The sequence below is a fragment of the Kutzneria viridogrisea DSM 43870 genome (assembly GCF_000525635.1).
In the GTDB taxonomy this organism is placed as follows: Bacteria; Actinomycetota; Actinomycetes; order Mycobacteriales; family Pseudonocardiaceae; genus Kutzneria; species Kutzneria viridogrisea.
Genome location: NZ_CP007155.1, coordinates 4,547,151 through 4,573,143 on the forward strand (window position 1 = coordinate 4,547,151; position 25,993 = coordinate 4,573,143).

The following is a 25,993-nucleotide window of genomic DNA, read 5'->3' on the forward strand; positions in this document are numbered from 1 at the left end:
GCGGCTCAGGCGGCGTCCGCCGCGAACTCGGCCAGGTCCTCGACGTGGTAGGCGATCTCGGCGATCGTCCGGTCGGCGAGCAGGTCCGCGACGTCGTACTGCACGTCGTGGTAGACCGCGATGTTGCCGGCCACCGAGGCGGCCATGATCGAGTCGCCACCCAGGTCGAAGAAGTCGGCCTCCACGTCCAGTGCGGGGTAGCCGAAGGCCAGCGCCAGGCACTGCGCGACCGACCGCTCGACCTCGCTGTACTCACCGTCCGCGCGGCCCGTCAACTCGACCTGCACCGCGGCGATGGTGACCTTGGTCTTCTCCTGCTCCTTGAGCAGCCGGGCCTCCAGCGCCTGCATCTCGTGCTCGACCTTGGTCCCGATCTCGGGCGAGAGGGTGACGTCGTAGGAGCGCAGCAGGTGGATCAGCTCGCCGCGGTAGTGCAGCTCACCGGCGAACAACCGGGACCGCCGCGACCGCAGGCCCGCATCCAGCACGTCCAGTGCCGCCGCCGTCGGCAGTGCCTTGAACATGGTGTCCCCGTTGGTCCCGTGGTCCACGGCCATCCCGATCTCCTTCCAGGCGACCCAGTCCAGCGCGATCACGTGGCACGGGCCGCCCGCCTGGGACCGGGCGAGGTTGTCCAGGTAGTAGTTGCCCGCCGCGTAGTCGGCCTGGCCGGGGGCCGGGAAGACCGAGGCCACCGAGGAGAAGTGCACGAGGAAGTCGGGCCGGTCGGCCGCGGTGAGCTGGTCGAGCAGGAACGCCGCGTGCAGCTTCACCCGGACCACCGCGTCGAACTCGTCCAGTTCGCGGAACATCACCGTGCTGCCACCGGGCAGGCCCGCGGCGTGCACGATGCCGTCGATCCGCCCGTGCTCGCGCTGGATTGCGGTGACCGCCTCGGTGAGCGAGGCCGGGTCCCCGGCATCGGCCTTGCTGACCACGACCGCGGCGCCCAGCTCCTCCAGCTCCCTGACCGCCCGGATCCGGACGGCCGCGGCCGAATCCGTTGGTGTGGCGAGCAGTTCGTCCCACTGCTCGCGCGGCGGCACACCGGAGCGGCTGAGCAGCACCAGGGTGATGTCGGGTTGTTTGGTGGCGAACGACTTGGCCACCGCCAGGCCGAGCGCTCCGGTGCCGCCGGTGATCAGGTAGGTCCCACCGGGCTTGAGGTAGGTCTGCGGGCCGTCGGCGGCGACCTCGGTGACCTCCACGAACACCTCGCGCATCCGCTGCTCACCCCGCAGCAGGAACAGCCCGTGCTGGTCGGAGAAGACCTCCGCCCGCAGGGCCGACGCCGCCGCCAGGTCCACGTCCACGTGCTTGACCTTGATGTACGGGTACTCCCGGCCGATCACCTTGCCGAAGCCGACCAGTGCGGAGTTCTCGGTGACGACGGTGCCGTCCCCCTCCTCGACGCTGAGCGCGGTGCGGGTCAGCACCGTCAGGTCCACCTTGGCCCCGGCCGCCATGAGGGCCTTGGACAACAGGAACAGGCTGTGCAGGTTCTTGCCCGTCCGCCGCTCGACCTCGTCGACATCGGTGGCCGGGGCCTGCTCGAAGGCGAGGGCGTGCACGATGTGCGTGACGCCGCCCTCACCGGCCAACCGGGCGATGTGCTCGAACGAAGCGGTGCTGTCGGCGGTGAAGGGGTCACCGCCGGGCTCGATCGGCTCGCCCAGGCGCAGGACCCGCACCTCGCCCAGTTCGGCGGCCGCCAGGAACGCCTCGGCCTCGGTGTCCGGGTCGACCAGGGCCACCACGCTCGCACCAACGGGAATCTCGGTTTCGGGGAGCGCCGCGGTGGGCTGGAACTCGACGTCGTGGGTCACCGGGTGGCGCTCGTCGACGGTCGTTAGGGACATCTGCGACCGCCAGGTCTCGGGGAACTGCATCCACGCGAGCGTCTCGTCGAAGGCGTAGCCGGGCAGCCGGACCACGCGGGGCCGGTGATCGCCCGCCAGCCGCTCCCAGTCCACGGGGGAGCCGCGCAGGTAGGACTTGGCCTCGACCGCCAGCGGACCGTCACCGAGTGGCGCGGGCTCGGTCGTCAGGAGGTCGGCCAACTGCCCGCGCAGGTCGGCCACGTCGGTGACCACCAAGGCGATCCGGTGCCGGTGCGAACTGCGCGAGACCTGGCTGGTGTAGCAGACGTCGGCGATGTCGGCACCCTCCAGGCCGGCGCCGTCGATGAAGCGGATGTACCGCTCGACCAGCCACGTCAGCGAGCGCGGGGTGGCCGCGCTCAGGGTGAACAGGAACTCGCCCTGCGGTGCGCGGGGGCGCACCGTCGTGTCGGTGTACTCCTCCACCACGACGTGCGCGTTCGTGCCGCCGAGGCCGAACGCGCTCACACCGCAGCGGCGGGGGCCCTCAGGCGAGTCCCACGGGCTCAGGCTGGTGGAGACGTACAACGGTCCCGAGGCGAAGTCGAGCTTCGGGTTGGGGTTGGTGAAGTTCGCCTGCGGCGGGATCATCCGGTTGCGCAGCACCGCGACCGCCTTGATCAGCCCGATCACCCCGGAGCCCTCGAACAGGTGCCCGACGTTGGCCTTGACCGTGCCCACGGCGCAGAAGCCCTTGTCCGAGGTGTGCTGGGCGAAGGCGCGCTTGATGCCCTCGTGCTCGATCGGGTCGCCCACCCGGGTCGCCGTGCCGTGCGCCTCCAGGTAGCCGAGGGTGCGGGGGTCGATGTCCGCGTTGCGCCAGGCCGACAGCAGCAGCTCGGACTGCGAGTCGGAGTCCGGGGTGGTGATGCCCTCGGTGTTGCCGTCGTGGTTGACCGCACTGCCCTTGATCACCGCGTAGACCTGGTCGCCGTCGGCCACCGCCCGCTCCAGCCGCTTGAGCACGACCGCGCCGGAGCCCTCGCCGAATCCGGTGCCGTCGGCGGCCTCGTCGAAGGTCCGGGTGACCCCGTCGGAGGACTCGATGCCGATGGCGGAGTGCGGGTGCTTGACCGGGGCGAACACGATGCGGGCACCACCCACCACGGCCATCTCGCAGTCGCCTGCCAGCAGGGCGTTCTTGGCCTGGTGCACCGCGACCAGGGTCGCCGAGCAGGCCGAGTCCACGACCAGGCTCGGGCCGCGCAGGTCCATCAGGTGCGAGATCCGGTTGGCCAGCATCGTCGGGATGTTCCCGGTGATCGCCTGCTGGCTGATGGTCGGGTCGATCCGGCAGAGGTAGTCCAGGTAGGTCGACCCCGGGTTGACCGCGAAGCCGACGAACACGCCGGTCCTGCTGCCGCGCAAGCGGTCGGCGGAGTAGCCCGCGTCCTCGAAGGCCAGCACCATGGCGCGCAGGACCATCCGGTGGTGCGGGTCCGTCAGCGTGGCCTGCCGCGGGTTCATCCCGAAGGCGGCGTAGTCGAAGGTGTCGACGGTGTCGAGGAAGCAGCCGTTGTGGTAGTCGATGTCGGGGTCGGGCACCGGCTCGACGCTGGTGGCGCGCAGGTAGCGGATGTACTCGTCGAGCTTGTGCCGACGGTCCTGCGGGAACGGCCGGTGCACGCTGGTGCCCGTGCTGATGATCTGCCAGAAAGCGTCCAGGTCGCGGGCCCCGGGGACGTCCACAGACAGACCGACGATCGCGATGTCCTTGCTCATCTAACCCATCTCCCAGTGATCCCGCGTACGAGCGAACTCAAGGTCTGGCCGTTGACCTCGTCGAAATCGGTGACGCCCGCGGCGCGCAGTGCCAAGACGGCGCGCGTCCACTCCACGGGCGCGGACAGTTGGCGTGCCAGCAGGTCCGGGCCGCTGGCGGGGTCGAACAGCTCACCGGTGATGCTGGAGACCACCGGCGTGTGGGGCTCCGCGAACCGGTACTCGGCCAGCACGGCCCGGAACCGCTGCGCGGCCGGGTCCATCAGCGGGGTGTGGAACGGGCCGCTGACGTTGATCGGGGTCACCCGGGCGCCGGGCAGGGCGCCGATCGCCTTGGCGGCCACGGCGATCTCCGCGCGGTCACCGGCGATGGTGGTCTGGGTGTCGGCGTTGAGGTTGGCCACGAACACCTTGCCCAGCCCCGTCTCGGCCAGCGCGCGCCGGACGAAGGCCGCGGGCACGCCCTGCACGGCCGACATGCCGCCGCCGGTGATCTCGGCCATCAGCTCCGCGCGCCGCTTGACCAGCCGCAGCCCCGTGGCCAGGTCGAGCACGCCACCGGCGACCAGCGCGTTGTACTCACCGAGGCTGTGCCCGGCGAAGTACCGGTAGCGGCCGGGGTGCTCGGTGAGCTGTTGCTGGCCCAGCAGCGCGTTGACGAAGAACACGGCCGGTTGGGCGTGCCGGGTGTCGCGCAGGCGCCGGTCCGGGTCGCGGGTGCACAGCTGCTCGATCGAGTAGCCGAGGACCTCGTCGGCCAGTGCCGTGGCCTCGGGGAAGCGGCCGAACAGTTCCGCGCCCATCCCTCTGCGCTGCACACCTTGACCAGGGAAAAGTAAACAATGCATGGCTGTTCTCCTACCGAGCTCGGCGCGGGGATTGATGGACCGACTCGAAGCGCACGGCCTGGGCGCCAGCACCGAGGCATTCGCGGGTGAACCGGCGCGCGCCGGGGCCGGGGCCGCAGTCCACCACGCGTTCGACCCGTGCGTCGCTGACCGCGTGCCCGGCCGCGAGCTCCCACTCGATCGGCCGCACCAGCACCTGGTTCAGGAACTCGTCCACCAGGTCGGTCGCCCGCTGGAGGTTGCGGGGCCCGTCGGTGGCGTACACCGGGAGCTCCAGCTGGTCGGCACGGGGCAGCGGCCCGATGAACCCGAGGTCCTCGCGGACCCGCTGCGCCGCCGGTGCGAGCTGGGCACTGTGGAACGGGATGGTGCCGGGCAGGAACGCCCAGCTCGCCTGGGACTGCACGAAGCGGGACTCGTTGGCGAAGTAGAAGCCGAGCAGGTCCTCGGTGGATCCGCTGAGCACCTGGGTGGTGGGGGAGTTGACCAGGCCCAGCGACAGCGTTCGTCCACCGTCCTGGTTGTAGCGGTGTACGGCGCCGTGCAGTTCGTGGCGGGACATCCCGGACAGCGAGGCCATTGGGCTGGGCGGCCGGTTCCGGCGGCCCAGCGCCAGGTAGCGCCGCACCAGGTCGGGGTCGGCGCCGTTGCCTGCGGCCAGTTGCTGGGCGCGGACCAGGCTCACGGCGACCAGCTTGAGCGAACTGGCTGCCAGCGCGAGGAACTCGTCCATCCGGCGCAGTCGCATCCCGGCGACGACCGCCGCTTGCAAGCCGATGCTGTGCCCGAGAGCCGCCACCGCACCGTCCGCACTGTTCCCGGTCGGCTGGAGGTGGCAGACCTGGTACGCGTGGACGCACACACCGGCCACGATCGAGTTGTCCAGCGGGCCCGGCGGTGAATCAGCGGACGGCTCCAGCCATCGCTTCATTGCGAGCCCGGCGGGCAGCAGGGCATTGCGGGCCTCGGTGCCGATATAAGTCAGGACCTCGTCGACAACGGCGAAAACGCGCTCGAAGTAGGCGTGGTTCTCAGGTCTCGCGTAAAGCGTGCGGAGTGCGGCGACCACGGTGTCGTTGCTCCCGCCAAGACCGTCGAAAAGTAAAAGGGTGCGCATCAAGACCTCGAAGAACTTTCCATGGTTGTTCACGGTGACCTGCGCCTGGCGCGCCGCTGCGCCGGGTCATCGGTATAGCGCTCACCTGGGGTAGGTGGTTGTCAAGGTCAGGAGGGGCACAGTCGTGTGGCCGGAGCCGATAGGTCGTCGATCGACCGCATGCGAAAATCCCCCATCGCAGGGCGCCCCTTGTGTGAGAGTCGGTCAAAAGTGTCTGTGCGAACAATTTTCAGACTAGCGGCGGGGGTCGTCAAAAAAATTAGTTCACAGTTGACAGTTGAAGGTTTGGCCCGTTCGTTGCTGCGAAAGACGGAATGATTTCGGTGTGGGATGACGGTCGAAATGCCGTGTTGTCACCGACTGTGCCTGTCCGCGCACCCAGCGCCCCGAGTCGCCGGGTGCTCGGCAGGGGGAGTGGCCGGTGGCACGGTGGTGGCCGCGGCCCTTCGCATCGTGTGATGTCATCTGGACGTGAGCCGTGTCGTGGAGGAGATCAACCGCCGCATGTTGCGGGCCCGCGACACCATGGACCGGGACTACGCCAAGCCGTTGGACGTGCCCACGCTGGCCCGGGTCGCGCACGTCTCGCCGGCGCACTTCAGTCGGACCTTCCGCGCCACCTTCGGTGAGACACCGCACCGCTACCTGCAACGCCGTCGGGTGGAGCGGGCCATGTTCCTGCTGCGCTCGTGCGACCGGGACGTCACCGACATCTGCATGGAGGTCGGCTTCACCAGCCTCGGGACCTTCAGCCGGACGTTCCGGGACATCGTCGGCGAGTCGCCGTCGGCGTACCGGCGGCGTGGGCCGCTGGCCGACGTGCCGACCTGCTTCGCGATGGCCTGGATGCGCCCCCGCGGCTGATCAGCACAGCAGTTTTGGATAAGCGTCGCGGTGGGGCCGGCACTATCGTCGGTCACGTGTTCAACGCCATCAAGATTTCCCAGATCTTCGTGCTCGACCAGGACGAGGCGCTCGACTTCTACGTCGGCAAGCTCGGCCTGGAGGTCAACACCGACGCCGACCTCGGCTTCATGCGGTGGCTGACGATCAACGTGCCCGGTCAGGCCGACCGCGAGATCCTGCTGGAGAAGCCGGGGCCGCCCAGGATGGACGAGGCAACGGCGGAGCAGGTCCGGGACCTGCTGACCAAGGGCGCGATGGGCGGCTCGCTGTTCCTCACCACGGACGACTGCCGCAAGACATACGAGACGCTGCTGGCCAAGGGGGTCGAGTTCACCGACGAGCCCACCGAACGCCCGTACGGAATCGACTGCGGCCTGCGTGACCCCTTCGGCAACAGCATCCGGTTCAGCCAGCCGCTGTCCGGCGCCTGACGGCCAGGGTGGCGCCCACACCGGGCGCCACCCGCCGTTCGCGGCGACCCAGCAGCGCGTCACCGAGCAGTCCACACTCGATGGTTACGCTCTGTGATGTATGCCGCATCTGGATCTGGCAGTTCTTCTTTGTCCTTCCCTCTCGGTTAGGTTGTGTGCCCGAAGAGGGGGATAAAGTGATGTTTGCTCGACTTCGAGCAGTAAGACGGCTGGGCGTGGCGGGTTTCGTCGCCGCGATTGTCGCGACTCTTCTGGTGGTGCCCGCTCCGGCGGCACAGGCGCTGTTGTGCGACCGGCACCCCGAACTGGAGTTGTGCAAGGTCGTCGACAAGGTCAAAGAGGACCCAGTGGCCGCCCTGCAACGGGCGCGCATGGGAGCTCGCGCACTGCTGAGCGGATTGGTTTCCGCCCACCTGCGCGAGGGCGTGCTCGCCGTCGTGGACGCCGAGTTGCGGGACGCGGCCGAGATCGCCGAGCTGGTGCGGACCACGCCAGCCGCGCAGGATGCCGCGCGGGTCGCCCAGCTCGTCGAGCGCCTCAAGCACGCTGCGGACACGCTCGACAAGCTCAAGATCGTGGTCGATGTACTCCGCGGGGCACTGCCCGTGGTGACCGACAGCGTTAAGCGGTTCGTGGACCAGGTGAAGGCAATTCCCGACCTGGACATCCACGTCGACGTCGCCGCGTTGGAGGCCAACAACCGCGAGATGGCCGCGTCACTGGGCAGGCTGTCGGTGTCCTTCGCGGGCATGGACGAAGCGTTCGAGCAGGCCAACGCTTCCTTCGCGCGGATGAACGCCAGCCTGGACCAGGTTCCGGCGACCATGGCCGCGATGAACGGCTCCCTGGCCGAGTTGCGGGAGTCGATGCGCGTGTTCCAGAACTCGCCGTGGTTCCGCGTCGGTGACCTGAGCCTCAAGGGCATCCACTTCGACTTCGACCGCGCGTTCGGCCAGCCGATCTCCACCAACCCCAACACGATGGACCCCGACCTGGCCAAGTCACTGTCGGTACTGACCGACTTCGTGCCGGGGGTCGGCACGGCGAAGAACCTGGTCGAGGCGGTGATCGGCAAGGACGTGTTCACCCAGGGCGAGCTGGATGGGTTCGACCGGTCCCTGCGTGGCCTGGCCGCCGTCCCCGTGGTCGGCGGCCCGCTGAAGAAGCTGGTCACCGGCGCTGAGGAGGCAGCCAAGACGGCGAAGGCGACCCCGCTTGGCCGGGGCTCGACCGGCCGGACCAGGGCTGACAACCTGCACGAGCAGCTTGCCATGGACCAGGCTCTGGCCCACCCGGAGGCGGGTAAGGTTCTGCCAATCAAGATGAACGACGCCCGGTGGCCCGCCGAGGACGGCTGGGTCAAGATGAGCCAGCAGCTCAAGGGCGCGTCGGGCCGCAAGGTCGATGTGCACTACGTGCGCAACACCCGGACCGGCGAGGTCGACGACTTCAAGTTCAAGGATGAGCAAGGCTGATGATCCTGCGTTGCCGCACGAATCGGGGCAGCACCCTGCCCGAGGACTACCGGGGGCTCCACTACTCCGAGCACACCGTCTTCCAGCTCACGCCAGGCAGGGACTACCCGGCCCAGGGCGTCGGGTACTTCAACGGCGGTGTGGTCGCCCTTGTCGCCGATGACGACGCGGAACCGTTGTGGTGCTCGATGGACTTCTTCGAGGTAGTCGACGGCAGCCTGGCCGCGGACTGGAAGTTCGCCCTGCGCGGCGACGGCCCGCACGGCTGGGAGGCCGTCATGGGCTATCCCGCGCTGGCCGAGGACGAACAGCACCACCAGGGCCTCAACGAGGAACGCGACGCGGACCAGCAGCTGTTCCGCGAACAGGTCGCCAGGACGACCCGGCAACCAGTAACCCGATCCCGTCCCAGGCGTGACCGATGAGCATCAGAGTGGGTTGAGGCGGGCCTTGAGCAGGCAGAACTCATTGCCTTCGGGGTCCGCCAGGACATGCCACTGCTCCTGCCCTGTCTGGCCGATGTCGGCCGGGCGCGCACCGAGCTTGAGAAGGCGTTCGAGCTCGGCGTCCTGATCGCGGTCGGTGGCGTTGACGTCGATGTGCAGCCGGGATTTCCCCTTCTCCGGCTCATCCCGGCGACTGAGGAAGAGCGTCGGCTGCGGGCCGCCGAACCCTTCGCGCGGCCCGATCTCCATCGAGCCGTCCTCCTCACGACCGAGCACGACGAAGTCCAGGACCTCGCACCAGAACCGCGCCAGCACCTCAGGCTCGCGGCAACCGAGCACGAGCTCACCGATACGACATGCCATGACGAAACCTGCTCTCAGCCTGGGAACTGCTGGGGAGGCCACACGCGAACCTCGTGGGCTGCCAGCAGTGAAAACAGTCCCGCGACCGTACCGGACGAGGCGAGCACGGGCGAAACGAATTCAGGGCCGACCCTGTCCAGGCAGCCGGGCAAGGCCGTTGGCCCTGTGTCAGAGGTTGCTCCTGAACCTGAAGTAGCAATGAACGCCGAGAAGTTGTAAAGTCGAGGTATCGGGGTAGAAACGTGCTCTGCGTTCAGTCAGGACGGGAGCGCGCGTGTACGCGGTATCGGACGATCCGTCACTCCTTCACCTCGAAGGAGTCTGCAATGCCTGCCCGCGTTCACAGCCGATCTGGCGCGAGTCCTCGCACGAGGCCCAGTCCGTCCCAGCCCCCTCGGTCGCTGGTTGAGGTGTGGCCGGCTCTGGCCGGGCTCTCGGCCGTGTTCCTGTTCGAGATGCTCGACAACTCGATCCTCACTGTCGCGTTGCCGACCATCGGCCGCGAGCTCTCCGCCTCGACGACCACCCTGCAATGGGTGACTGGGGCGTATTCCGTCGTGTTCGGCGGGCTGATGCTGGCGCTCGGGGCGTTGGCCGACCGTGCTGGTCGACGCAAGATCATGCTCCTCGGGCTCGTGCTGCTCGGCGTGGCGAGCTTGGCCACGATGTTCGTCACTGTCGCGTGGCAGCTCATCGCCGTCCGGGCTGTCATGGGTGTCGCGGCTGCGATGACGACACCGGGGTCGCTCGCCCTCACGTTCCGTCTGTTCACCAACGACGGGCTGCGTGTGCGCGCGACCACGCTGATCTCGACAGTGGGCTTGGTCGGCCTCGCCATCGGCCCCACCGTCGGAGGGCTCGTGCTCACCTTCGCGCCGTGGCAGGCACTGCTGCTGGTGAACGTGCCGGTCGCCGCGCTCGCGTTCATCGGCATCCGAGCCGGCATCCCCGCCGATGACCCCGCCGACCTGCACCACGATCCGATCGACCTCGCGGGCGCTGTCCTGGGAACCACGACGATCGTCCTCGCGCTTCTCGCCCCCACGCTGTTCATCGAAGCAGGCACCGCCTCGGCTCTGCCCTGGGTCGCCACCGCGGCAGCCCTCATCCTCGGAACCTGCTTCGTCATCCGCGAGAAGACCGCCCGGCACCCACTGCTCGACCTGACACTCATCGCCCGCCCCCTCGTGTCCAGCGGCCTGGCGCTCAAAGCCGCGACAGGACTGGCAACCGCCGGGCTCAGCTACCTCGTGACACTGCAACTCCAGCTCGATCTGGGATGGACACCCGCCCAAGCGGCCATCGGGATGCTGCCCCAGGTCATCGTCCTGATCGCCGGCGGTGCTCTCATCAGCCCGCTGATCACACGTGTCGGCCTCACCACGGCCGCCCGGCTCAGCGCCAGCACAGTCGTGTGCGGACTCGCCGTCTACACCGCACTCGGCGGATTCGGCTACGTCTGGATCGCCCTTGCTCTCGTCCTCGTCGCGACGGGCATGCGCGTGGTCGGTGTCGTGGCCGGCAACAACGTGATGCGCGGCCTGCCAGACAACCGCACCACCATCGGGGCCGCGCTCATCGATACCGCCAGCGAAGTCACCACCGGGATCGGCATCGCCCTCAGCGGCACCATCCTGGCGACGCTCTTGCCCAACGCGCTGACGACAGCCACCTGGAGTGCGCAGCAGACCGCCGAGTTCCGAGAGGCCATCACCTACGCCGGCCTCGCCCTCACCCTGTTGTCCGCGACCCTTGTGGGATGGGGCATTGTCCGCGGCCCTCATCCCAAGAACGACACACCCGCACCGTCCACGCCCGATGCGACAGCCGCATAGACGCAACAGTTGCGGTTGCTGAAGCCAGTTCTCTCGCAGCAGGAGCCCGGGTCCAGTGTTCCTTGCCGGTCAGCGTGCCTGTCGTGGGTGTCGCAGCGTCGTGCGGACTGGTGTGGTGGCCGCGCGGGGCGGGGCGGGCGGCCGGAGAAGCACCGCCGCCGGGTAGTGATCGACGCGATCCGCTATTAGTGGCGCGTCGCGCATCGTTGACCTGGTATCCGGTCCGGGCCGAGGCTGCGGTGTCATGAAAGTGCCGTTTGGGACACCGGATGTCCTGAACGGCACTTTCATGACACGGCCCGCGCCGGCGGGCGTGACCCGGTGGTCGCCGGCGAGGCACGGTCAAGGTTCCGAGGTGAGCCGCTAGGTTGCCTGGCATGCCTAGCAACGATCTTCCGGGCGAGGTCGGTCGGAGTGTGGACCTCTTCCTGACGGCCATGGACAGGGTGGCGCCGGGTTTGGTCACCGGCTTCTACCTGGTTGGATCGGTAGCCTTGGGCGATTTTCATCCCCGCGGCGCTGGTCGCGGTCGGCTCAGCACAGCCAGCGACATCGACTTCGTCGCGGTGACCGACCACCGCCTGGAGCCCGAGTCTCCAGAGATGGCAGCGTTGGCCAAGGCGCACGCCCACACCGTGGCCCGCTTCCCCCGGCCACACTTTGATGGTGCTGTGCTTACCTGGAGCGACCTTGCCGCCGGGCCGGATGGTTGTCCCGACGTTCCCTGTGCGCAGGAGAGCCGGTTCACACAGGCCGGACGGTCCGGCGTCAACCCTGTGATGTTCTGCGAGCTGGCCTGGCACGGGATCGCGGTGCGCGGGCCGCACCCGGCCGAGGTGGACCTGTGGGCCGACCAGGATGCCTTGCGCGCGTTCACCGTCGACAACCTCCGCACCTACTGGCGGCCGTGGTGGCAGCAGAAACGACAGCGCAGTGCTCTGTCCCTCGCCATCGGGCTCAGTGCGTGGTTCCCCGTGTGGGCAGTTCTCGGTGTGAGCCGGCTGCACCACCTGCTCGCCACCGGAACGATGACCTCCAAATGCGGTGCCGGCCGGTACGCCCAGAAAGAGTTCGACCCGCGCTGGCAGCGCATCATCGCAGAAAGCCTGAGCCTGCGCACCGAGGGCGCCGAAGGCCGCCGGGGTTACCGCAACCCGCTGGCCCGTCGCCGCGACACCCTCGCCTTCCTGGACACCACGATCGATGCCGCGCTCGCGCTGCCGGCCGCATCCTGACCGCAGGACGCCCCGGACCAGTCTGCATGGGCAGGCGAACGTGCTCAGCTGCCTCCGGTCGCGCGTCCTCGCCCCCGATCAGGAGGTCGACTCCCAGCCACCGGCCCAACAACCGCATCCAGAGGTCGGGCCAGGTTGGCTGTGGCGCAGCATCACGTGCTCGGGTCCCTCTCCCAGATCGACACGTGTTTGGTGCTCTCAGCAGTGAACTCCGAGCGGTCCCAGTCCGCCCAGCGGTACTTCAGGCGCATCCCGGCGATGCGCGCCATGAGGTCCATCTCGGCCGGCCAGGCATACCGGAAGGGAATACGGCGGAACTGCCCCGTCCCGTCCGGTGACACGGTGACGTGGTTCGACGTGAACTTCTGCGTGACGACGTCGTACTGGTCGAATCCGACATAGCCGCCGCCGTTGGCGCCGGGCGCTACCGCGAACGGGACGATGTCCTGCCCGGGTGGTAGGCGACGCAGGCCCGGCAGGCCCACCTCGACGAGGAACAACCCGCCCGGCCGCAGGTGCGCGGCCGCATTGCGGAAGACGTCGACCTGCCCGTCCTGTGTGGTCACGTTGCTGATCGTGTTGAACACCAGATAGACCATCGAGAACTGACCGACCACCCGCGTCCTCGTCATATCGCCGATCGTGACTTCGACCGCGTCGCCGCCTGGCTTGCTCGCGATCCGCGCCGCCATCGCCCGGCTCAGCTCGATGCCGCTCACCGGCACGCCGCGAGCGGCCAGCGGCACGGCGATCCGCCCGGTCCCGACGGCGAACTCGAGTACCGGGCCGTCCGCCAGGTCTTCGAGGACGTCCACCGCGGGCGTGACCACCTCGGGCAAGTTCGCGCCGCCCGGGGCGTCGTAGCCCGCGGCCACGCTCTCGGGGAACCAGCCGTCCGCCGGGTCATCCCCCGCTTTCGTCTCACCGATCACGGCCGCCGACGCTACGCCCGCGACCGTCCGCTCCTCACCCCATTTTCGTGGTGGATGCCGATGTCCACAACGTTCTCGTGCTACCGCAGGTCGGTGGAATGTGCCCGACTTCGTTGCCCTGGCACCTGGTCTACTCGTCCAGATCGGCGCGGATCAGTGCGGCGGCGAGCACTGCGACGCGGTCGTCGCGCACGAGCCCGGCGAGTTCGTCTGCGTTGTGGGGCAAACCTCGCTGGCGGGCGCTGTCGAGTGCCCGCTTGTCGAAGCAGGGGCGCAGCTCCGGCCACACGGCCTGGGCCTCGCGGCAGAAGATGTCGGCACCCACCTCGCCGATGCCGGGGAACTCCTGTAGGTGGGCGCGCACGCGACTCTTGTTGTCGCGGATCCGGCGCAGGTCCCCGCTCCACCGCGTGAGCAGCAGTTCGGCGCCGTCACCGAGTCGGGTCGCGGTGGTCTCGTCGTACCGGACGTAGCCGCCGCGACCGAGGGCGTCGACGCGCTGCTGCCAGGTGGCGTCCTTCATGTGCGCGGGAGTCCGGTACCCGGCGTGGAACAGTTCCCGGGCGGCCTTGGTGGCGGTCTCCGCGCGGATCGGCGCGGAGAGCAGGGTGCTCAGCACGAGCAGTTGGTAGAGCGGGGCAGGCTTGTCCCGCAACCGGATACCGGCTTGCTCGGCGTAGGTCGTGCCGTACTGGTCAAGCAGTTCCTCGACGGACATCCTGCCTCCGCGGAGTCAGTCCGCTTGCGCGGTGGGGGTGAAGCGGAACCGGAAGGCTCCTTCCGCGTCGCTGCTCACGTCCAGTTCCTGGTCCGCCAGGTAGCTCGCGGTCAGTGAGTCGAGCAGTACCCGTGAGCCGGTGGTCTCCTCGGTGACGACCTGGTCGGCCTCGTCGGGCAGGGCCGCGATCGACAGCGCGAAATTCGGAACGCTGCCGTTGGCCGACAGCGTGTCGATGCGCAGGCCGCCATCCACGGCGACACCGGCCTGTTCGGTCAGCGCCTGGATGGCCAGCCCGGCGTCCGGGGTGATGAGCAACATGAGGTTCTCCTCTCGTGCGGACCACTTGGTTACCCATGACACGAGGGAAAACACGGGAGGTGTGGCTGTGACGTGCCCACATCGGTTTGCAGTGCATCCAGGGCGTGGGTGGGGACTTCCGCTGCGGCCCCGTCAACGAACAGATCCTCGCCCCAGTTGCCAGGCAGACGCTGCACCAGTTCGTCCGGCCCTGGCGGTGTTAAGGCAGGGCCCAGACGATCCGATCGACGCCAACGAGGCCAGTACCGTGGTGGCGATGCTGTGCGGGGACAGCCCGAACCCGTCCAGCACCTGCTCGCGAGCGCCAGCTGGCGCGAACTCGCCAGGGACACCGAGTAACAGGACTCTCACCCCTGTGCCGACGCCGAGTGCCTCGGCCAGTGCGCTACCAACCCCGCTGGCCCGATTCCCGTCCTCCACCACCACGACCAGTGGATAGCGCCGTGCCAGGGCGAGGACCTCACGGCACACCGGTAGCACCCACACCGGGTCTACGACCGCCACGGCGAGCTGGTGGGCCTGGAGTTCCTCAGCCGCGGCGAGGGCACGCCGTGCCATTGGGCCCACGGACACGATCAGCACGTCCTCGCCTTCTCGCAGCAGGTCGAACCCTGGCCGCCGACATGCCGGGACCAGGTCCGTCCCCGGCGTCCCCTTGGGGAACCGGACCACCGTCGGGCCCGTGTCGGTCTCGACTGCGGTGGTGAGCGTGTCCACCAGGGTTGTGCCGTCGCGCGGGGCGGCGATCCTGATGCCCGGCACGACGCGCAGCAGCGCGAGGTCCCACACGCCGTGGTGGCTGGATCCGTCGGGACCGGTGACACCCGCCCGGTCGAGCACGAAGGTCACCGGAAGCCGGTGCAGCGCGACGTCCATGAGTGCCTGGTCGAACGCGCGACACAGGAAGGTCGAGTACACCGCTACAACGGGGTGCATGCCGCCCAGCGCCAGGCCCGCCGCCGAGGTCACCGCGTGCTGTTCTGCGATGCCGACGTCGAAGACCCGGTCCGGGTATCGCTGGGACAGTGCTGCCAGACCGGTGGGCCCGGGCATCGCCGCGGTCACCGCGACCAGGTCCGGTCGTCGTGCGGCCAGTTGGCAGAGTTGCCGCCCGAAGATCGACGTCCAGCTCGGTGGGGTCGGCTGGCCCGAATGGCTCGGCGGGGCCGCGGGTGCGATGGCGTGCAGGTGGTCGGCCTCGTCCTGCTCCGCGGGCGGGTAGCCGTGTCCCTTGTCGGTCACGCAGTGCACGACCACCGGTGACCGGCAGCGGCGTGCCTTCTCCAGTGCTGTCTGCACCGCCTCCACGTCGTGGCCGTCCACCGGACCGAGGTAGTCCAGCCCCAGCAGTTCGAACAGCGACTCGCCGGGAGACTCGCCCGCACGCAGGCGGGCCAGGTGACGAGCGAATCCGCCACAGGTGGGGGAGTAGGAGCGGCCGTTGTCGTTGAGGACGATCACGACAGGAGCGTTCCGCCGCGCGCCCAGGTTCTGCAGGGCCTCCCAGCACATCCCGCCCGTCATCGCTCCGTCGCCAACCACGGCCACCACTGTGTTCGCTTGGCGGCAGGTCAAGGCCGCCGCCTTGGACAGTCCGTCGGCGTGGGACAGCGCGGTGGAGGCATGCGAGTTCTCCACCAGGTCGTGTGGGGACTCGGCGCGACACGGATAGCCTGACAGTCCGTTGCGCTGGCGCAGCGTGGGGAAGTCCTTCCCCCGGCCGGTGAGCAGCTTGTGCACGTACGCCTGGTGGCCGGTGTCCCAGATGATCGGGTCGTGCGGCGAGTCGAAGACCCGGTGCAGTGCGATGGTCAGTTCCACGACCCCGAGATTCGGCCCCAGATGGCCTCCCGTCGCCCGCACCGTGAGCACCAGGAACTGCCGGATCTCGTTGGCGAGTGCGGGAAGTTGGTCGGCAGGCAGGTCACGTACGTCGGCCGGTCCGGTGATCTGGTCGAGCAAGGCCATGAAGACTCCACTGCGTCCGGGGCGTTCCTGCGGGGTTGCCGACAACCGACGCGTGAAACGCTGTGCTGTGCCCCTTTCTGCGGAACAGGGTTTCCGTGCGCGATGGTGGGTACAGGAGGGCATGGCCTCGAACCCGCCAAAGCGAGTACTCATCGTGTCCGCGGACATGGGGGAGGGGCACAACGCGACCGGACGTGCCCTGCACGCGGCCGTCAACCGGTTGTGGCCGCACGCCCAGGTGCACTGGTCGGACGTGCTCACCGAGATGGGCGCTGGGGTCGGGCCATTCTTCCGGCGCGTGTACCGCACCAGCGTGCAGCGCCTGCCGTGGCTCTACGAGGTGTTCTACGGCGCGGTGTGGCGTCACCGCTGGTTCGCCAGATCCGCCAAGCGGGTCATCGGCGCGTGGGCGGGACGGAAGCTGGCGTCGGTGCTGGACCGGATCGGCCCGGACCTGGTGCTGTCGACCTACCCGATGGCCAGCACCGGGCTGGAGTGGCTTCGGCACCATCGTGGGCTGACCACGCCGGTCGGCGCCTGGGTGTCCGACTTCGCTCCGCATCCGTCCTGGGTGCACACCGGAGTCGATCTGAACCTGGTGATGCACCCCGTGGCCGCCGAGGTGGCCACGCGAGACGAACCAGGCGCGGTGGTCGAGGTGTCCGCGCCGCCGGTGGCTGAGCGGTTCGTCCCAGGAGACCGCGAGCGGGCACGGAGGCGGCTCGGTCTGCCCACCGACCGGTTCGTGGCGCTGGTGTCCTGTGGATCGCTGGGATTCGGCAGCACCGGCCGTACGGTGACCGAACTGTTGGCGGGTGACAGCCAGGGTGTCGTGCTCGTCGTGGCCGGCCGCAACGACCAACTGCGGCGGGAACTCACCGCGCGGTTCGCCGACAACAGGGTGGTGGTGCTCGGCTGGGTAACGGACATGGCCTCGCTGATGGTGGCCGCCGACGTGGTGGTGACCAACGCCGGTGGCGCCACTGGTCTGGAAGCGCTGGCCTGCGGTCGTGCCGTGGTCCTGCACGAGCCCATCGCCGGGCACGGCCGCGCGAACGCGGCGCTGATGGCCGACGCCGGGTTGGCGACGGTGTGCGACCAGCCCGGTGAGCTGACGGCGTGGCTGCACGCCGTGCGCGCGGATCCGGATCGACTGCGGGAGCAGGAGGAGCGGGCGTTGCGCTACACGGCCGACCACAGGATCGAGGACGGGCTGCGCCACCTGGTCGCCGCCGGTCCGAGCTACCCGGTCGGTCGGGTCCTGCCCGCCGCTGATGCGCTGTTCCTGCACGCCCAGACGGCGGACGCGCCCCAGCAGGTCGGCGCCGTACTGATCTTCGAGGACACAGGGCCCACCTGGGAGGAGGTGGTCCGCTTGGTGTCGACCGTGCCCGGTGTGTTCGGGCGGCTCGTCCCGCCGACCGCCCTGCGTCGCGGCAGATGGGTGCGGGACCACGCGGTGGATCCAGCTGACCTGGTCGTTCGCCGGGCGGGTGACTGGCGGACGATCGCCGACGAGTTCTTCAGCGCGCCGCTGGACCTAGACCGGCCCGTCGCGGCGGCTTTGGTCGAGCCGCGAGCTGACCCGGACCGGATGGCCGTACTGATCAAGGCACATCACGCGCTGGGCGACGGAGTGATGGTGTTGCAGGCGCTGCTGTCGGCGACCGGCACTGCGACCCGCGCCTGGGCGGCGCCGCCGACCGCCCGCATGGGCACCGCCGCGCTGCCCTCGCTGTCCCGGCTGGCTCGCGGCCTGCGCCGGCTGGCGGCTGGCGGACGCGCCCCGGCCAGTGCCCTCGACCGCGCCGGGACCCCGCGACGCCACGAGTTCGTGACGATCCCGGGCGACCGGCTGCGGGCCGCGGCTCGCAGTGCCGGGTGCGGACTTGCCGATGCCGTGTACACCGTGGTCGCCGAGGCGCTGCACCGCGCGCTGCCAGACGCGGGGCACGGCACCTCGGCCATCCGCATGGTGATGCCTGTGTCACTGCGCCAACCGACGTCAATGCGCGCCGCCGGCAACTGGACGGGTGCCGTCCCGGTCGATCTTCCGATTGGGCCGATGGACGTGGCCACCCGGCTGCACGCGGTGGCCGAGGCGTTGCGCGAGGCCAAAAGCACCGACCTGGCCGAGGTGGCTCGTGCCGTGCTGCACGCGGTGGGCTGGCTGCCGCCGCTGGCTCATCGTGCCCTCGCCAGGGCGATGTACCGGCCGCCCTGGTTCAACGCCATCGGTACCGTGCTGCCCGGTCCGCGACACGAGATCCGTCTCAATGGCAGCAGGATCGGCCAGGCCCACCCCGTGCTCCCGCTGGCCCCGGGCAGCGGTCTGTCCTGGGGCGCCCTGTGCTGGGGAGATCAGCTGCACTTCTGCTTCACCACCGCACCCGGTGTGGACGGGCCCCGGCTCGCACAGGCGGTGCGGACCGCCGCTCAGGACTTGATCGACCAATCAGTGGGTCGGTATGGGTGACCTGCTGATCTCGGTACCCGCGGCGGTGGCCGCCGCGGCCTGCTTCGGTCTCACCGGCGCGCTGCAACATCGGGCGGCGCGTCGAACCGGTGAGCAGGGCACGATCCGGATCGGCCTGGTGGGGGAGTTGCTGCGGCAGCCGGTCTGGCTGGGTTCGCTGGTGGCCAACGGGCTCGGCATCGCCTTGCAGTGGCTGGCACTGGCCACCGGCCCACTCATCCTGGTGCAGCCGTTGCTGGTCACCGGGCTGGTGTTCGCGGTGCTGTTCAGCGCCGCACTCGGCAAACAGCGGCCGGACCGCGTGGTGTTGCTGGGCGCTGGACTGTGCGTGGCCGGGCTGGCCGGGTTCCTGCTGATCGCCAGTCCCCAGGCCGGCCAGGACCGGATGAGCGCGGATGAGGTGTGGCCGCTGGCTGGTGGACTGTGCGTGTTGCTGGTGCTGTGCCTGGCCGTCGCCTTCCACCGACCGGGACGGACCAGGGCACTGGCCCTGGCGACCGCCACCGGCCTGTTGTACGGCGTGACGGCCGGACTGGCCAAGCTGGCCACCGACGACCTGCGGCGCGGGCTCTGGGCCGCGCTCACGAACTGGCCGTTGTACCTGGTCGTGGTCTGCGGGCTGGTCGGGTTCGTGCTCAACCAGAACGCGTTCCGGGTCGGGGTGGCCCTGGCCCCGCGCTGGCGGTGATCGTGGTGCTCGATCCGCTGGTCGGCATCGGTATCGGTGCGTTGTGGCTGGGCGAACAGCTGCGTACCGGTCCCTGGCCGATCATCGGGCAGGTCCTCGCGTTGGCGGTACTCGTCGTAGGGGTGGCTGTTCTCAGCGTGCGGGCTCCGCACGCCGCCCGGGAGCAGCGATGAGGCGCCGACTCGACGGCGCCACCGCGGTGGTCACCGGCGCCACCTCGGGCATCGGCCTGGCGACCTCGCGGCTGCTGGCCGACCACGGCTGTCGAGTGGTGCTCGTAGGGCGTGACCAGGTAGCCCTGCGGCGAGCGGCCCGGCAGACCGGTGGGGTGGAGTGCCTGGTGGACCTGACCTCCCCCGACGCGGCCGACACGGTGGTGCGGGCGGCGGGCGGCCAGGTCGACCTCCTGGTGAACAACGCGGGAGTGGGCTGGGCAGGGCCGCTGGAGGCGATGCCCGCTGACCAACTGGGCTCCCTGGTGGAGATCAACCTGGTGGCGCCGCTGCGGCTGACCCGGGCGGTACTGCCCCGCATGCTGGCGCGCGGCGACGGGCACCTCGTCCTGGTCTCATCCATCGCGGGCTACATGGGCGTGGCTGGCGAGGCGGTGTACGCGGCGACCAAGGCCGGACTCCGGGCTTTCGCCGACAGCCTCCGCCTGGAGGCGGCCGACCGGGGGATCGGGGTGAGCCTGATCGTTCCGGGAGCTGTCGACACGAACTTCTTCCGCCGCAGGGGCCAGCCCTACTCGCGGCGACTTCCGCGCATGGCCTCGGCAGACGCGGTGGCGCGCGAGGTGCTGCACGCCGTGCAACGCGACACGGCCGAGGTGTTCGTGCCCCGCTGGCTGCGACTGCCGGCCCGGCTGCGCGGCGCGGTACCCAGGGCCGTCGACGTGCTCCAGCGGCGACTGGGCTAATCCGCTGGGCTAATCCGCGCTGCCCAGCCGCACCCGGACGCCGTCGCGGCGCAGCACCCGGCGGAACCACAACAGGGAGAACGCGGCGCCTGCGAGCACCAGGCTGTAGGAGCCCGCCGTGCTGACAGCGAGGAACTGTCCGATCGGCGCCGTCGCGAGCACCCACAGTGTCACCGCGCCGTTGGTCAGGAAGATCAGCGCCCAGAGCACCGAAGCCCGGCCGAAGAACAGCCTGACCCTGGGCCGTCCGGTGAGCACAGCGGGCAGCCCGCAGAACTCGGCCGCCAGCTTCCCGAGCATCGGCCGTCGCAGCCAGGCGGAGACCAGCAGGACCGTCGCGATGACGAAGTTCTGGGCCGTCGGCTGTAGGAAATACAGGACCAGGTCACCTGTGGCCAGCCCGACCGCGGTTCGCACCACGAGCAGTGCACTGGTCAGCCAGAGCACTGCCGGTACCGGGCGACGCCGCACGAGTCGCGCACTGATCGCCGCGAGCGACCACCCCAGTGCGGCCAGCAGGCCGCCGTCCAAGCCAGCCAGGGCGAACACCGCGGTGAACACCCCGAGCGGTACCACTGCGGCTTCCAACACATGTGTGCCAGCTCGCCGCAGCAGCGGCCACGGCGCGGGCAGATGGACTGTGCTGTGGTGGGTCACCTCGTGGACACCCTTTGCTCGGTAGCTGGGCCCCTCAGCGAGAATAACCTGGCGCGCGTGCCGGTCAGCCGCCGCGTACTGCCCGCAGGGACTCCCGCAGTGATCCCATGGTGGCCAGCACGGCTGTCGGCTCGTACCCACAGTGCGCCATGCAGTTGGCACAGCGGGGATCGCGACCCCGCCCGTAGGAGTCCCAGTCCGTGGTCTCGACCAGTTCTCGGTAGGACTTGGCATAGCCGTCCGCCATCAGGTAGCAGGGGCGCTGCCAGCCGTGCAGCGAGTAGGACGGCACGCCCCAGGCGGTGCAGCCGAAGTCGACCTTGCCCTCCAGGAAGTCCAGGAACAACGGGGAGTGGTTGAGCCGCCAGCGCCTGCGGTTGCCCGCACCGAAGGCCTTGCCGAACAGTTCCCTGGTCTGCGTGACGCCCGGGAAGTGCTCCTGGTCGGGTGCCCTGTCGTAGGCGTAGGCGGGCGAGATCATCATCTGGTCGACCCCCAGGTCGTCGTTGAGGAAGTTGAGCAACTCGATGACGCTGTGCGGGGTGTCGTCGCTGAAGACCGTGGTGTTCGTGGTGACGCGGAATCCCCTCTGGCGCAGTTCCGCCACTGCCTGTACGACCTCGTCGAACACTCCGTCCTTGGCGACGGACCTGTCGTGCCGTTCGCGAAGGCCGTCCACGTGCACGGCGAAGGCGAAGTACTTGGACGGGGTGAAGTCGAAGCGTTGCCACCGGGACCTCAGCAGCACGGCGTTGGTGCACAGGAACACGTACTTCCTGCGGGCGACCAGTTCGGCGACCATCCGGTCGATCTCCGGGTGCATCAGCGGTTCCCCGCCGGCGATGGACACCATCGGCGCCCCGCACTCCTCGACCGCGGCAACGGCCTGGTCCACCGGCATGCGCTGCCTGAGCACGTGCGCGGGCTGCTGGATCTTGCCGCACCCCCCGCACGCCAGGTTGCAGGCGAACAGTGGTTCCAGCTCGACGATCAGCGGGAACTTCTGGCGCCCCCGTAGTTTCTGCCCCAGCAGGTAGCGAGCCATGCGCAGGCTCTGGTGCAGTGGCATGCTCATGTCGGGTTGACCTCCTCGCACACGAAGCGGTGATCGTCGGCTGGCGCCGTGGTGATCTCCCGTACGGCGACCGGTCCCAGCCCGCACAGGGCATCGACGATCTCCACGACCAGTTCGGCCCGCGCCGCGGCCCCGGCGGACACGCCGACCGTCCACGCTCCGGTCAGCCAGTCGAGGTCGATGTCACTGACCTCGGTCACCAGGTGCACCGGTGTGCCGGTTCTGCGGGCGAGCTCGACCAGGCACCGGGTGTACGTGGAGTCGGCAGTCCCGGCAACCAGCACCACGTCGGCCCGTTGGGCGAGGGCCAGCGTCATCTGGGTGCGGGCGGAGATCCCGCTCGCCTTGGGTACCACCAGCCGGGCGGCCTCCTCGGCGCTGCTCACCAGTACTGGCCGATCCTGACCGTGGGCGAGCGCGCCGCCGCGCTTGCCGCGCCGGGTGCAGGGGCGTGCCTTGGTGCGGCGGGAGCGGGGCGAGGCGAGCAGGAGGGTGCGGTCACCGGTCGCCGCCGCCCAGCGGCGCAGCGGATCTCCGACACGGCTCAGCGTGCGCAGGGCGGTGAAGCCGGTGGCCAGGGTTCCCGGGTGGACCAACTGGTGACGTGGGGTGTCGGAGATGACGCGGACCACGGCGGTGGGGTGACCTTCGGTACGGGCGAGCAGGGTGGCCGATTCCAGGTCCACCGCCAGTGCGCCGTCGACCGCCGTTCGACGAGAGGTGAGCATAGCTCGACTTGCTTCGAGTACGGGTCCCACATGGACTGTGAGGCCCGTGTCGCGCAGCGCGGACGCGAGGAGCGGCGCAGAGGGGCAGCGACGTACTCCTTCGGTCGAGCGCACCTCGTCGGCCACCACGACCTGGCCGGGGCGAAGGCGGTCGCTGAGCGCGCCAGCGACGCCAGCGACGGCGACCGCGCTGTCGGGTTCGGCCAGCAGCGCCGCGTCCAGTCGGTCAGCGTGTCGGGCCCGCATTCCCACGTGCACCAGGCGAGCTCGCAGCGTGCGCGCGATCGCGCAGGACTCGATGCTCAGCGCCACGGCGATCAGCAACGGCGGTTCAGGGCTGCTGGGCATCGTTCGCCTCCAGGAATCGGGCCAGCGCGCTGATGGGGAACACCAGCCGGTACAGGTGGTAGTTGATGTAGAAGTCGCCGGGGAATCCCGTGCCGGTGAACTGCGGTTCGTCCCAGCTGCCGTCCGCACGCTGGGTGGCCACCAGCCAGTCGACTCCGCGCAGCAGCGGCTGCCCGCGCTCGCCGGTGGCCAGCAGTGCCAGCAGCGCCCACGCTGTCTGCGAGGCCGTCGACTCGCCTCGGCCGATCCAGTCCGGATCGCGGTAGGAGCGCAAGTCCTCGCCCCAGCCGCCGTCGGGGTTCTGGTGCTCGCCCAACCAGCGCACCGCGGCTCGCAGCGCTTCGTGCGAGGTCGGTAGCCCGGCGGCCACCAGGGCGGGGACGACCGCGCCGATTCCGTAGACGTGGTTGGCGCCCCATCGCCCAAACCACGAACCGGCGGGCTCCTGGTGCTCGAGCAGCCAGCGCACTGCCTGTCTGACCTGGGCGGAGCCGGTGTCACCGAGCATGGCCAGCATCTCCAGCACGTGTGCGGTGACGTCGGCGGAGGGCGGATCGATCACGGCTCCGAAGTCGCAGAACGGCAGCTTCTCGCACAGTGTCCTGGTGTTGTCGGCGTCGAACGCGGCCCAGCCGCCGTCGATGCACTGCATGCCCTGGACCCAGCGGCTCGCGCGGTGGATCGCCTGCGCCACCTCGCTGGGGTCCGGATGCCGTACTCGACGCAGCGCCAACACCACCTCGGCGGTGTCGTCGATGTCCGGGTAGGTGTCGTTGGCGAACTCGAACGCCCAGCCCGACGGGCGTAGGCCGGGGCGCCGTACGGTCCAGTCTCCGGACTTGCGGACCTCCTGGGACAGCAACCAGTCCACCGCGCGAAGTACCTCCGGCGCGTCCGGGGGAGTACCGGTGTCCAGCAGGGCCGTGAGCGCCAACGCGGTGTCCCACACCGGGGACTGGCAGGCCTCCAGCCGACGCACCCAGCCCTGGTCACCGCGCTCCCGGATGACGAAACCCTCCAGGCCGGACAGCGCGCGTTGCAGGACCTGGTGGTGCGGCGAGTAGCCGAGCAGGTGCAGCGCGAGCACCGAGTAGACCCATGGCGGCTGGATCCCGCCCCAGCTGCCATCGGCCTCCTGGCGGTCGAGGATCCACTGTTCGGCCTTGCGCAGGGACAGTCGCCGCAGCGGTTTGGCGGGCAGCCGTTCGTACGCGTGCAGTACCCGATCGAGGTGGTGGAACGCGCCAACCCAGCTCGGTAGCCGCTCGGCCTGCGGTGCGGGTGAACCGCTGCGCAGTTCCCGCACGCTGACGCCGAGGTCACGGCACGGGCGGGTGGCGGAGACGACGGTCAACGGGACCGCGGTCTGGCGCGCCCAGCAGCCCCAGTCATGGATGTTGAGCGGACACCACGACGGCAGCAGTATCATCTCCGGCGGCAGCACGGGCAGCCGGTTCCAGGACCACTCGCCGAACAACGCCAACCAGATGCGGGTGAACACGCGGCTGCGCTCCAGGCCGCCACTGTCGAGCACGAACTGCCGGGCCTGGCGCATGTGCCGGGCATCCGCGGGGTCCCCGGCCAGCTTCAGAGCCGTGTACGCCTCCGCAGTGGTGGACAGGTCGCCGGGACCATCGTGGAATGTCGCCCAGGTGCCATCCTCCCGTTGCTGGGAACGGATCCAGCGCGCCGACTCCGTGGTGACCTGCTCGTCTCTGATGCCCAGGAACTGGCGCAGCAACAGGTCCTCGGCATCCATGGTGACGTTGGTCTGCAGTTCTCCCTTCCACCAGCCCAGCGGCGTTTGCAGCGACAGCAGGCGGTTCCGAGCTCGGTGGACCGCTTCGAGCACGCGGGTGGACCTGCTCAACGGCTCGGCGGCCGGGTCGCCGAGTTCCTCCAGTTCGCTCATCGGTTCCGTCCTGTCACGAAGTGCGCCAGTTGGTAGAGGGCCGCGTGCGCCTGCGGCGCGGGGGCCAATCGCCCCAGACAGTGCTCGGCGCTGCGCACGTGGTGTCGCGCCTGCCGCTCGGTCCACGCGAGCGCCCCGGTGACGTCGATCAGTGCTGCCATGGCACGCAGGCACTCCTCGGAGTCGTCGTCTTCCGCGTACAGGCGCGCCAACGCGCGACCTGCGTCCTTGCCGGAGTTGAGCGCCACGGTGACCGGAACCGACTTCTTGCGTTCACGGAGATCCGCCATGACCGGCTTGCCGGTGACCGCCGGCTCACCCCTGATGCCCAACAGGTCATCGACCAGTTGGAAGGCCAGTCCCAGGTGCGCGCCGTACCTGCCGAGCAGCTCGACCTGGGCCGGTCGGGCGTGCCCGAGCAGGCCGCCCAGACGCGCGGCGCATCTGATCAGTGCCCCGGTCTTGCGCGCGGCCATTGTCATGCACTCCTCGACGGCGACCGTCTGGCGTCGCGGGAACGCCAGGTCCAGGCACTGCCCGGAGATGAGCGACTGCACGGCCTCGGCCAGGCATCGGGACGCGGCTGGCACGCCAGCGCGGCCCAGCACGTCCATCGCGAGGACGAGCAGGGCATCCCCGGCGAGGATCGCGGCAGGAACTCCGAACTGCCGCCACACCGTAGGGCGGTTCCGGCGCTGCTCGTCGCCGTCCATCACGTCGTCGTGCAGCAGCGAGAAGTTGTGCACCAGTTCGACGGCCACGGCGCCGGGCAGCGCGACCTGTGGCCGCGCGCCGACCGCCTCCGCGCTGAGCAAGGCGAGACTGGGCCGCACTGCCTTGCCGCCCTGCGGTTGGATCGGCCTGCCTTGGGCGTCGTTCCAGCCGAGGTGGTAGCCGATCACGGCACCGATCGCGGGGTCCAGTTCGTCGACCGCCTGACGCAGTGCGGGGGTGACGAGTCGGTTGGCCGCTGCGATCGGTTGGGGCATCGTC

23 protein-coding genes are annotated in these 25,993 nt (G+C 69.6%); 10 read left to right on the forward strand and 13 right to left on the reverse strand.

All coding sequences use genetic code 11. The annotated features are described in order from the left end of the window. Window positions 1-5 precede the first annotated feature (5 nt). The 3 genes from KALB_RS19910 to KALB_RS19920 are packed head-to-tail and all read right to left on the reverse strand — an operon-like array spanning window position 6 to window position 5,600. Window positions 6-3,602, reverse strand: coding sequence for a type I polyketide synthase (locus KALB_RS19910; protein ID WP_025357474.1), 3,597 nt, complete (start codon window positions 3,600-3,602; stop codon window positions 6-8). Then, window positions 3,599-4,450, reverse strand: a complete 852-nt coding sequence (locus tag KALB_RS19915) for an ACP S-malonyltransferase (protein ID WP_025357475.1) — start codon at window positions 4,448-4,450, stop codon at window positions 3,599-3,601. The genes KALB_RS19910 and KALB_RS19915 overlap by 4 nt, the downstream gene beginning before the upstream one ends. Window positions 4,451-4,460: 10 nt before the next feature. Next, entirely contained in the window at window positions 4,461-5,600 is a 1,140-nt protein-coding gene (locus tag KALB_RS19920) for a hypothetical protein (RefSeq protein WP_025357476.1), read from the reverse strand. 471 nt (window positions 5,601-6,071) lie between these two features. On the opposite strand from KALB_RS19920, the gene KALB_RS19925 reads away from it, so the two are divergent. The 4 genes from KALB_RS19925 (at window position 6,072) to KALB_RS19940 (ending at window position 8,804) form a co-directional block, all read left to right on the forward strand. Continuing rightward, window positions 6,072-6,431: a helix-turn-helix domain-containing protein gene (locus KALB_RS19925; protein WP_042222289.1), complete on the forward strand. Its 360-nt coding sequence runs from the start codon at window positions 6,072-6,074 to the stop codon at window positions 6,429-6,431. Between the two features lie 56 nt (window positions 6,432-6,487). After that, window positions 6,488-6,904 (forward strand): VOC family protein, encoded by a 417-nt coding sequence (locus KALB_RS19930; protein WP_025357478.1) that lies wholly within the window; start codon window positions 6,488-6,490, stop codon window positions 6,902-6,904. A 257-nt stretch (window positions 6,905-7,161) separates the two neighbouring features. Beyond that, window positions 7,162-8,379: a pre-toxin TG domain-containing protein gene (locus KALB_RS45435; protein ID WP_158510775.1), complete on the forward strand. Its 1,218-nt coding sequence runs from the start codon at window positions 7,162-7,164 to the stop codon at window positions 8,377-8,379. Continuing rightward, the gene (locus tag KALB_RS19940; RefSeq protein WP_025357480.1) at window positions 8,379-8,804 is read left to right on the forward strand and encodes a hypothetical protein; all 426 of its coding nucleotides are present in this window, start codon (window positions 8,379-8,381) and stop codon (window positions 8,802-8,804) included. Before KALB_RS45435 ends, KALB_RS19940 begins: the two co-directional genes overlap by 1 nt. 3 nt (window positions 8,805-8,807) lie before the next feature. On the opposite strand, the gene KALB_RS19945 is transcribed toward KALB_RS19940, so the two are convergent. Next, window positions 8,808-9,188 (reverse strand): VOC family protein, encoded by a 381-nt coding sequence (locus tag KALB_RS19945; RefSeq protein WP_030111089.1) that lies wholly within the window; start codon window positions 9,186-9,188, stop codon window positions 8,808-8,810. Between the two features lie 326 nt (window positions 9,189-9,514). Between KALB_RS19945 and KALB_RS19950 the strand changes: the two genes are divergently transcribed. Both KALB_RS19950 and KALB_RS19955 read left to right on the forward strand, forming a co-directional pair. Continuing rightward, the gene (locus tag KALB_RS19950; RefSeq protein WP_081789414.1) at window positions 9,515-11,023 is read left to right on the forward strand and encodes an MFS transporter; all 1,509 of its coding nucleotides are present in this window, start codon (window positions 9,515-9,517) and stop codon (window positions 11,021-11,023) included. A gap of 377 nt (window positions 11,024-11,400) precedes the next feature. Next, window positions 11,401-12,258, forward strand: coding sequence for a nucleotidyltransferase family protein (locus KALB_RS19955; protein ID WP_042220576.1), 858 nt, complete (start codon window positions 11,401-11,403; stop codon window positions 12,256-12,258). 152 nt (window positions 12,259-12,410) lie between these two features. Here the strand turns inward: KALB_RS19955 and KALB_RS19960 are convergent, their stop codons facing one another. The 4 genes from KALB_RS19960 to KALB_RS19975 form a co-directional block, all read right to left on the reverse strand. Then, on the reverse strand, window positions 12,411-13,190 hold the full coding sequence (locus KALB_RS19960) for a class I SAM-dependent DNA methyltransferase (RefSeq protein ID WP_025357484.1): 780 nt from the start codon (window positions 13,188-13,190) through the stop codon (window positions 12,411-12,413). 130 nt (window positions 13,191-13,320) lie between these two features. Further along, window positions 13,321-13,908, reverse strand: a complete 588-nt coding sequence (locus KALB_RS19965; protein ID WP_025357485.1) for an HhH-GDP family DNA glycosylase — start codon at window positions 13,906-13,908, stop codon at window positions 13,321-13,323. A 15-nt stretch (window positions 13,909-13,923) separates the two neighbouring features. Beyond that, window positions 13,924-14,229 carry a hypothetical protein gene (locus tag KALB_RS19970; RefSeq protein WP_025357486.1) on the reverse strand — a complete coding sequence of 102 codons (306 nt, stop codon included), beginning with the start codon at window positions 14,227-14,229 and terminating at the stop codon, window positions 13,924-13,926. Between the two features lie 132 nt (window positions 14,230-14,361). Further along, a complete protein-coding gene (locus KALB_RS19975; protein WP_025357487.1) occupies window positions 14,362-16,197 on the reverse strand; it encodes a 1-deoxy-D-xylulose-5-phosphate synthase in 1,836 nt (611 codons plus the stop codon). 154 nt (window positions 16,198-16,351) lie between these two features. Here KALB_RS19975 and KALB_RS19980 point away from each other — a divergent pair, with 154 nt between their 5' ends. The 4 genes from KALB_RS19980 to KALB_RS19990 are packed head-to-tail and all read left to right on the forward strand — an operon-like array spanning window position 16,352 to window position 20,280. Then, window positions 16,352-18,673, forward strand: a complete 2,322-nt coding sequence (locus tag KALB_RS19980; protein WP_158510776.1) for a WS/DGAT domain-containing protein — start codon at window positions 16,352-16,354, stop codon at window positions 18,671-18,673. After that, the gene (locus KALB_RS19985) at window positions 18,666-19,361 is read left to right on the forward strand and encodes a DMT family transporter (protein WP_236650292.1); all 696 of its coding nucleotides are present in this window, start codon (window positions 18,666-18,668) and stop codon (window positions 19,359-19,361) included. The genes KALB_RS19980 and KALB_RS19985 overlap by 8 nt, the downstream gene beginning before the upstream one ends. Window positions 19,362-19,366: 5 nt before the next feature. Further along, window positions 19,367-19,534, forward strand: coding sequence for a hypothetical protein (locus KALB_RS49260; protein ID WP_236650293.1), 168 nt, complete (start codon window positions 19,367-19,369; stop codon window positions 19,532-19,534). After that, a complete protein-coding gene (locus KALB_RS19990) occupies window positions 19,531-20,280 on the forward strand; it encodes an SDR family NAD(P)-dependent oxidoreductase (protein ID WP_025357489.1) in 750 nt (249 codons plus the stop codon). Before KALB_RS49260 ends, KALB_RS19990 begins: the two co-directional genes overlap by 4 nt. Before the next feature lie 9 nt (window positions 20,281-20,289). Here KALB_RS19990 and KALB_RS19995 read toward each other — a convergent pair whose 3' ends face one another. From KALB_RS19995 to KALB_RS20015, 5 genes are all read right to left on the reverse strand, one after another. After that, a complete protein-coding gene (locus KALB_RS19995) occupies window positions 20,290-20,871 on the reverse strand; it encodes an inner membrane-spanning protein YciB (RefSeq protein ID WP_236650294.1) in 582 nt (193 codons plus the stop codon). Window positions 20,872-21,001: 130 nt separating this feature from the next. Continuing rightward, on the reverse strand, window positions 21,002-22,012 hold the full coding sequence (hpnH, locus tag KALB_RS20000; protein WP_025357490.1) for an adenosyl-hopene transferase HpnH: 1,011 nt from the start codon (window positions 22,010-22,012) through the stop codon (window positions 21,002-21,004). Then, window positions 22,009-23,088 (reverse strand): hypothetical protein, encoded by a 1,080-nt coding sequence (locus KALB_RS44050; protein ID WP_025357491.1) that lies wholly within the window; start codon window positions 23,086-23,088, stop codon window positions 22,009-22,011. Before KALB_RS44050 ends, hpnH begins: the two co-directional genes overlap by 4 nt. Next, the gene (gene shc, locus KALB_RS20010) at window positions 23,072-25,000 is read right to left on the reverse strand and encodes a squalene--hopene cyclase (RefSeq protein WP_030111451.1); all 1,929 of its coding nucleotides are present in this window, start codon (window positions 24,998-25,000) and stop codon (window positions 23,072-23,074) included. The genes KALB_RS44050 and shc overlap by 17 nt, the downstream gene beginning before the upstream one ends. Beyond that, window positions 24,997-25,989 carry a polyprenyl synthetase family protein gene (locus KALB_RS20015; protein ID WP_236650295.1) on the reverse strand — a complete coding sequence of 331 codons (993 nt, stop codon included), beginning with the start codon at window positions 25,987-25,989 and terminating at the stop codon, window positions 24,997-24,999. Before KALB_RS20015 ends, shc begins: the two co-directional genes overlap by 4 nt. Window positions 25,990-25,993: the final 4 nt, after the last annotated feature.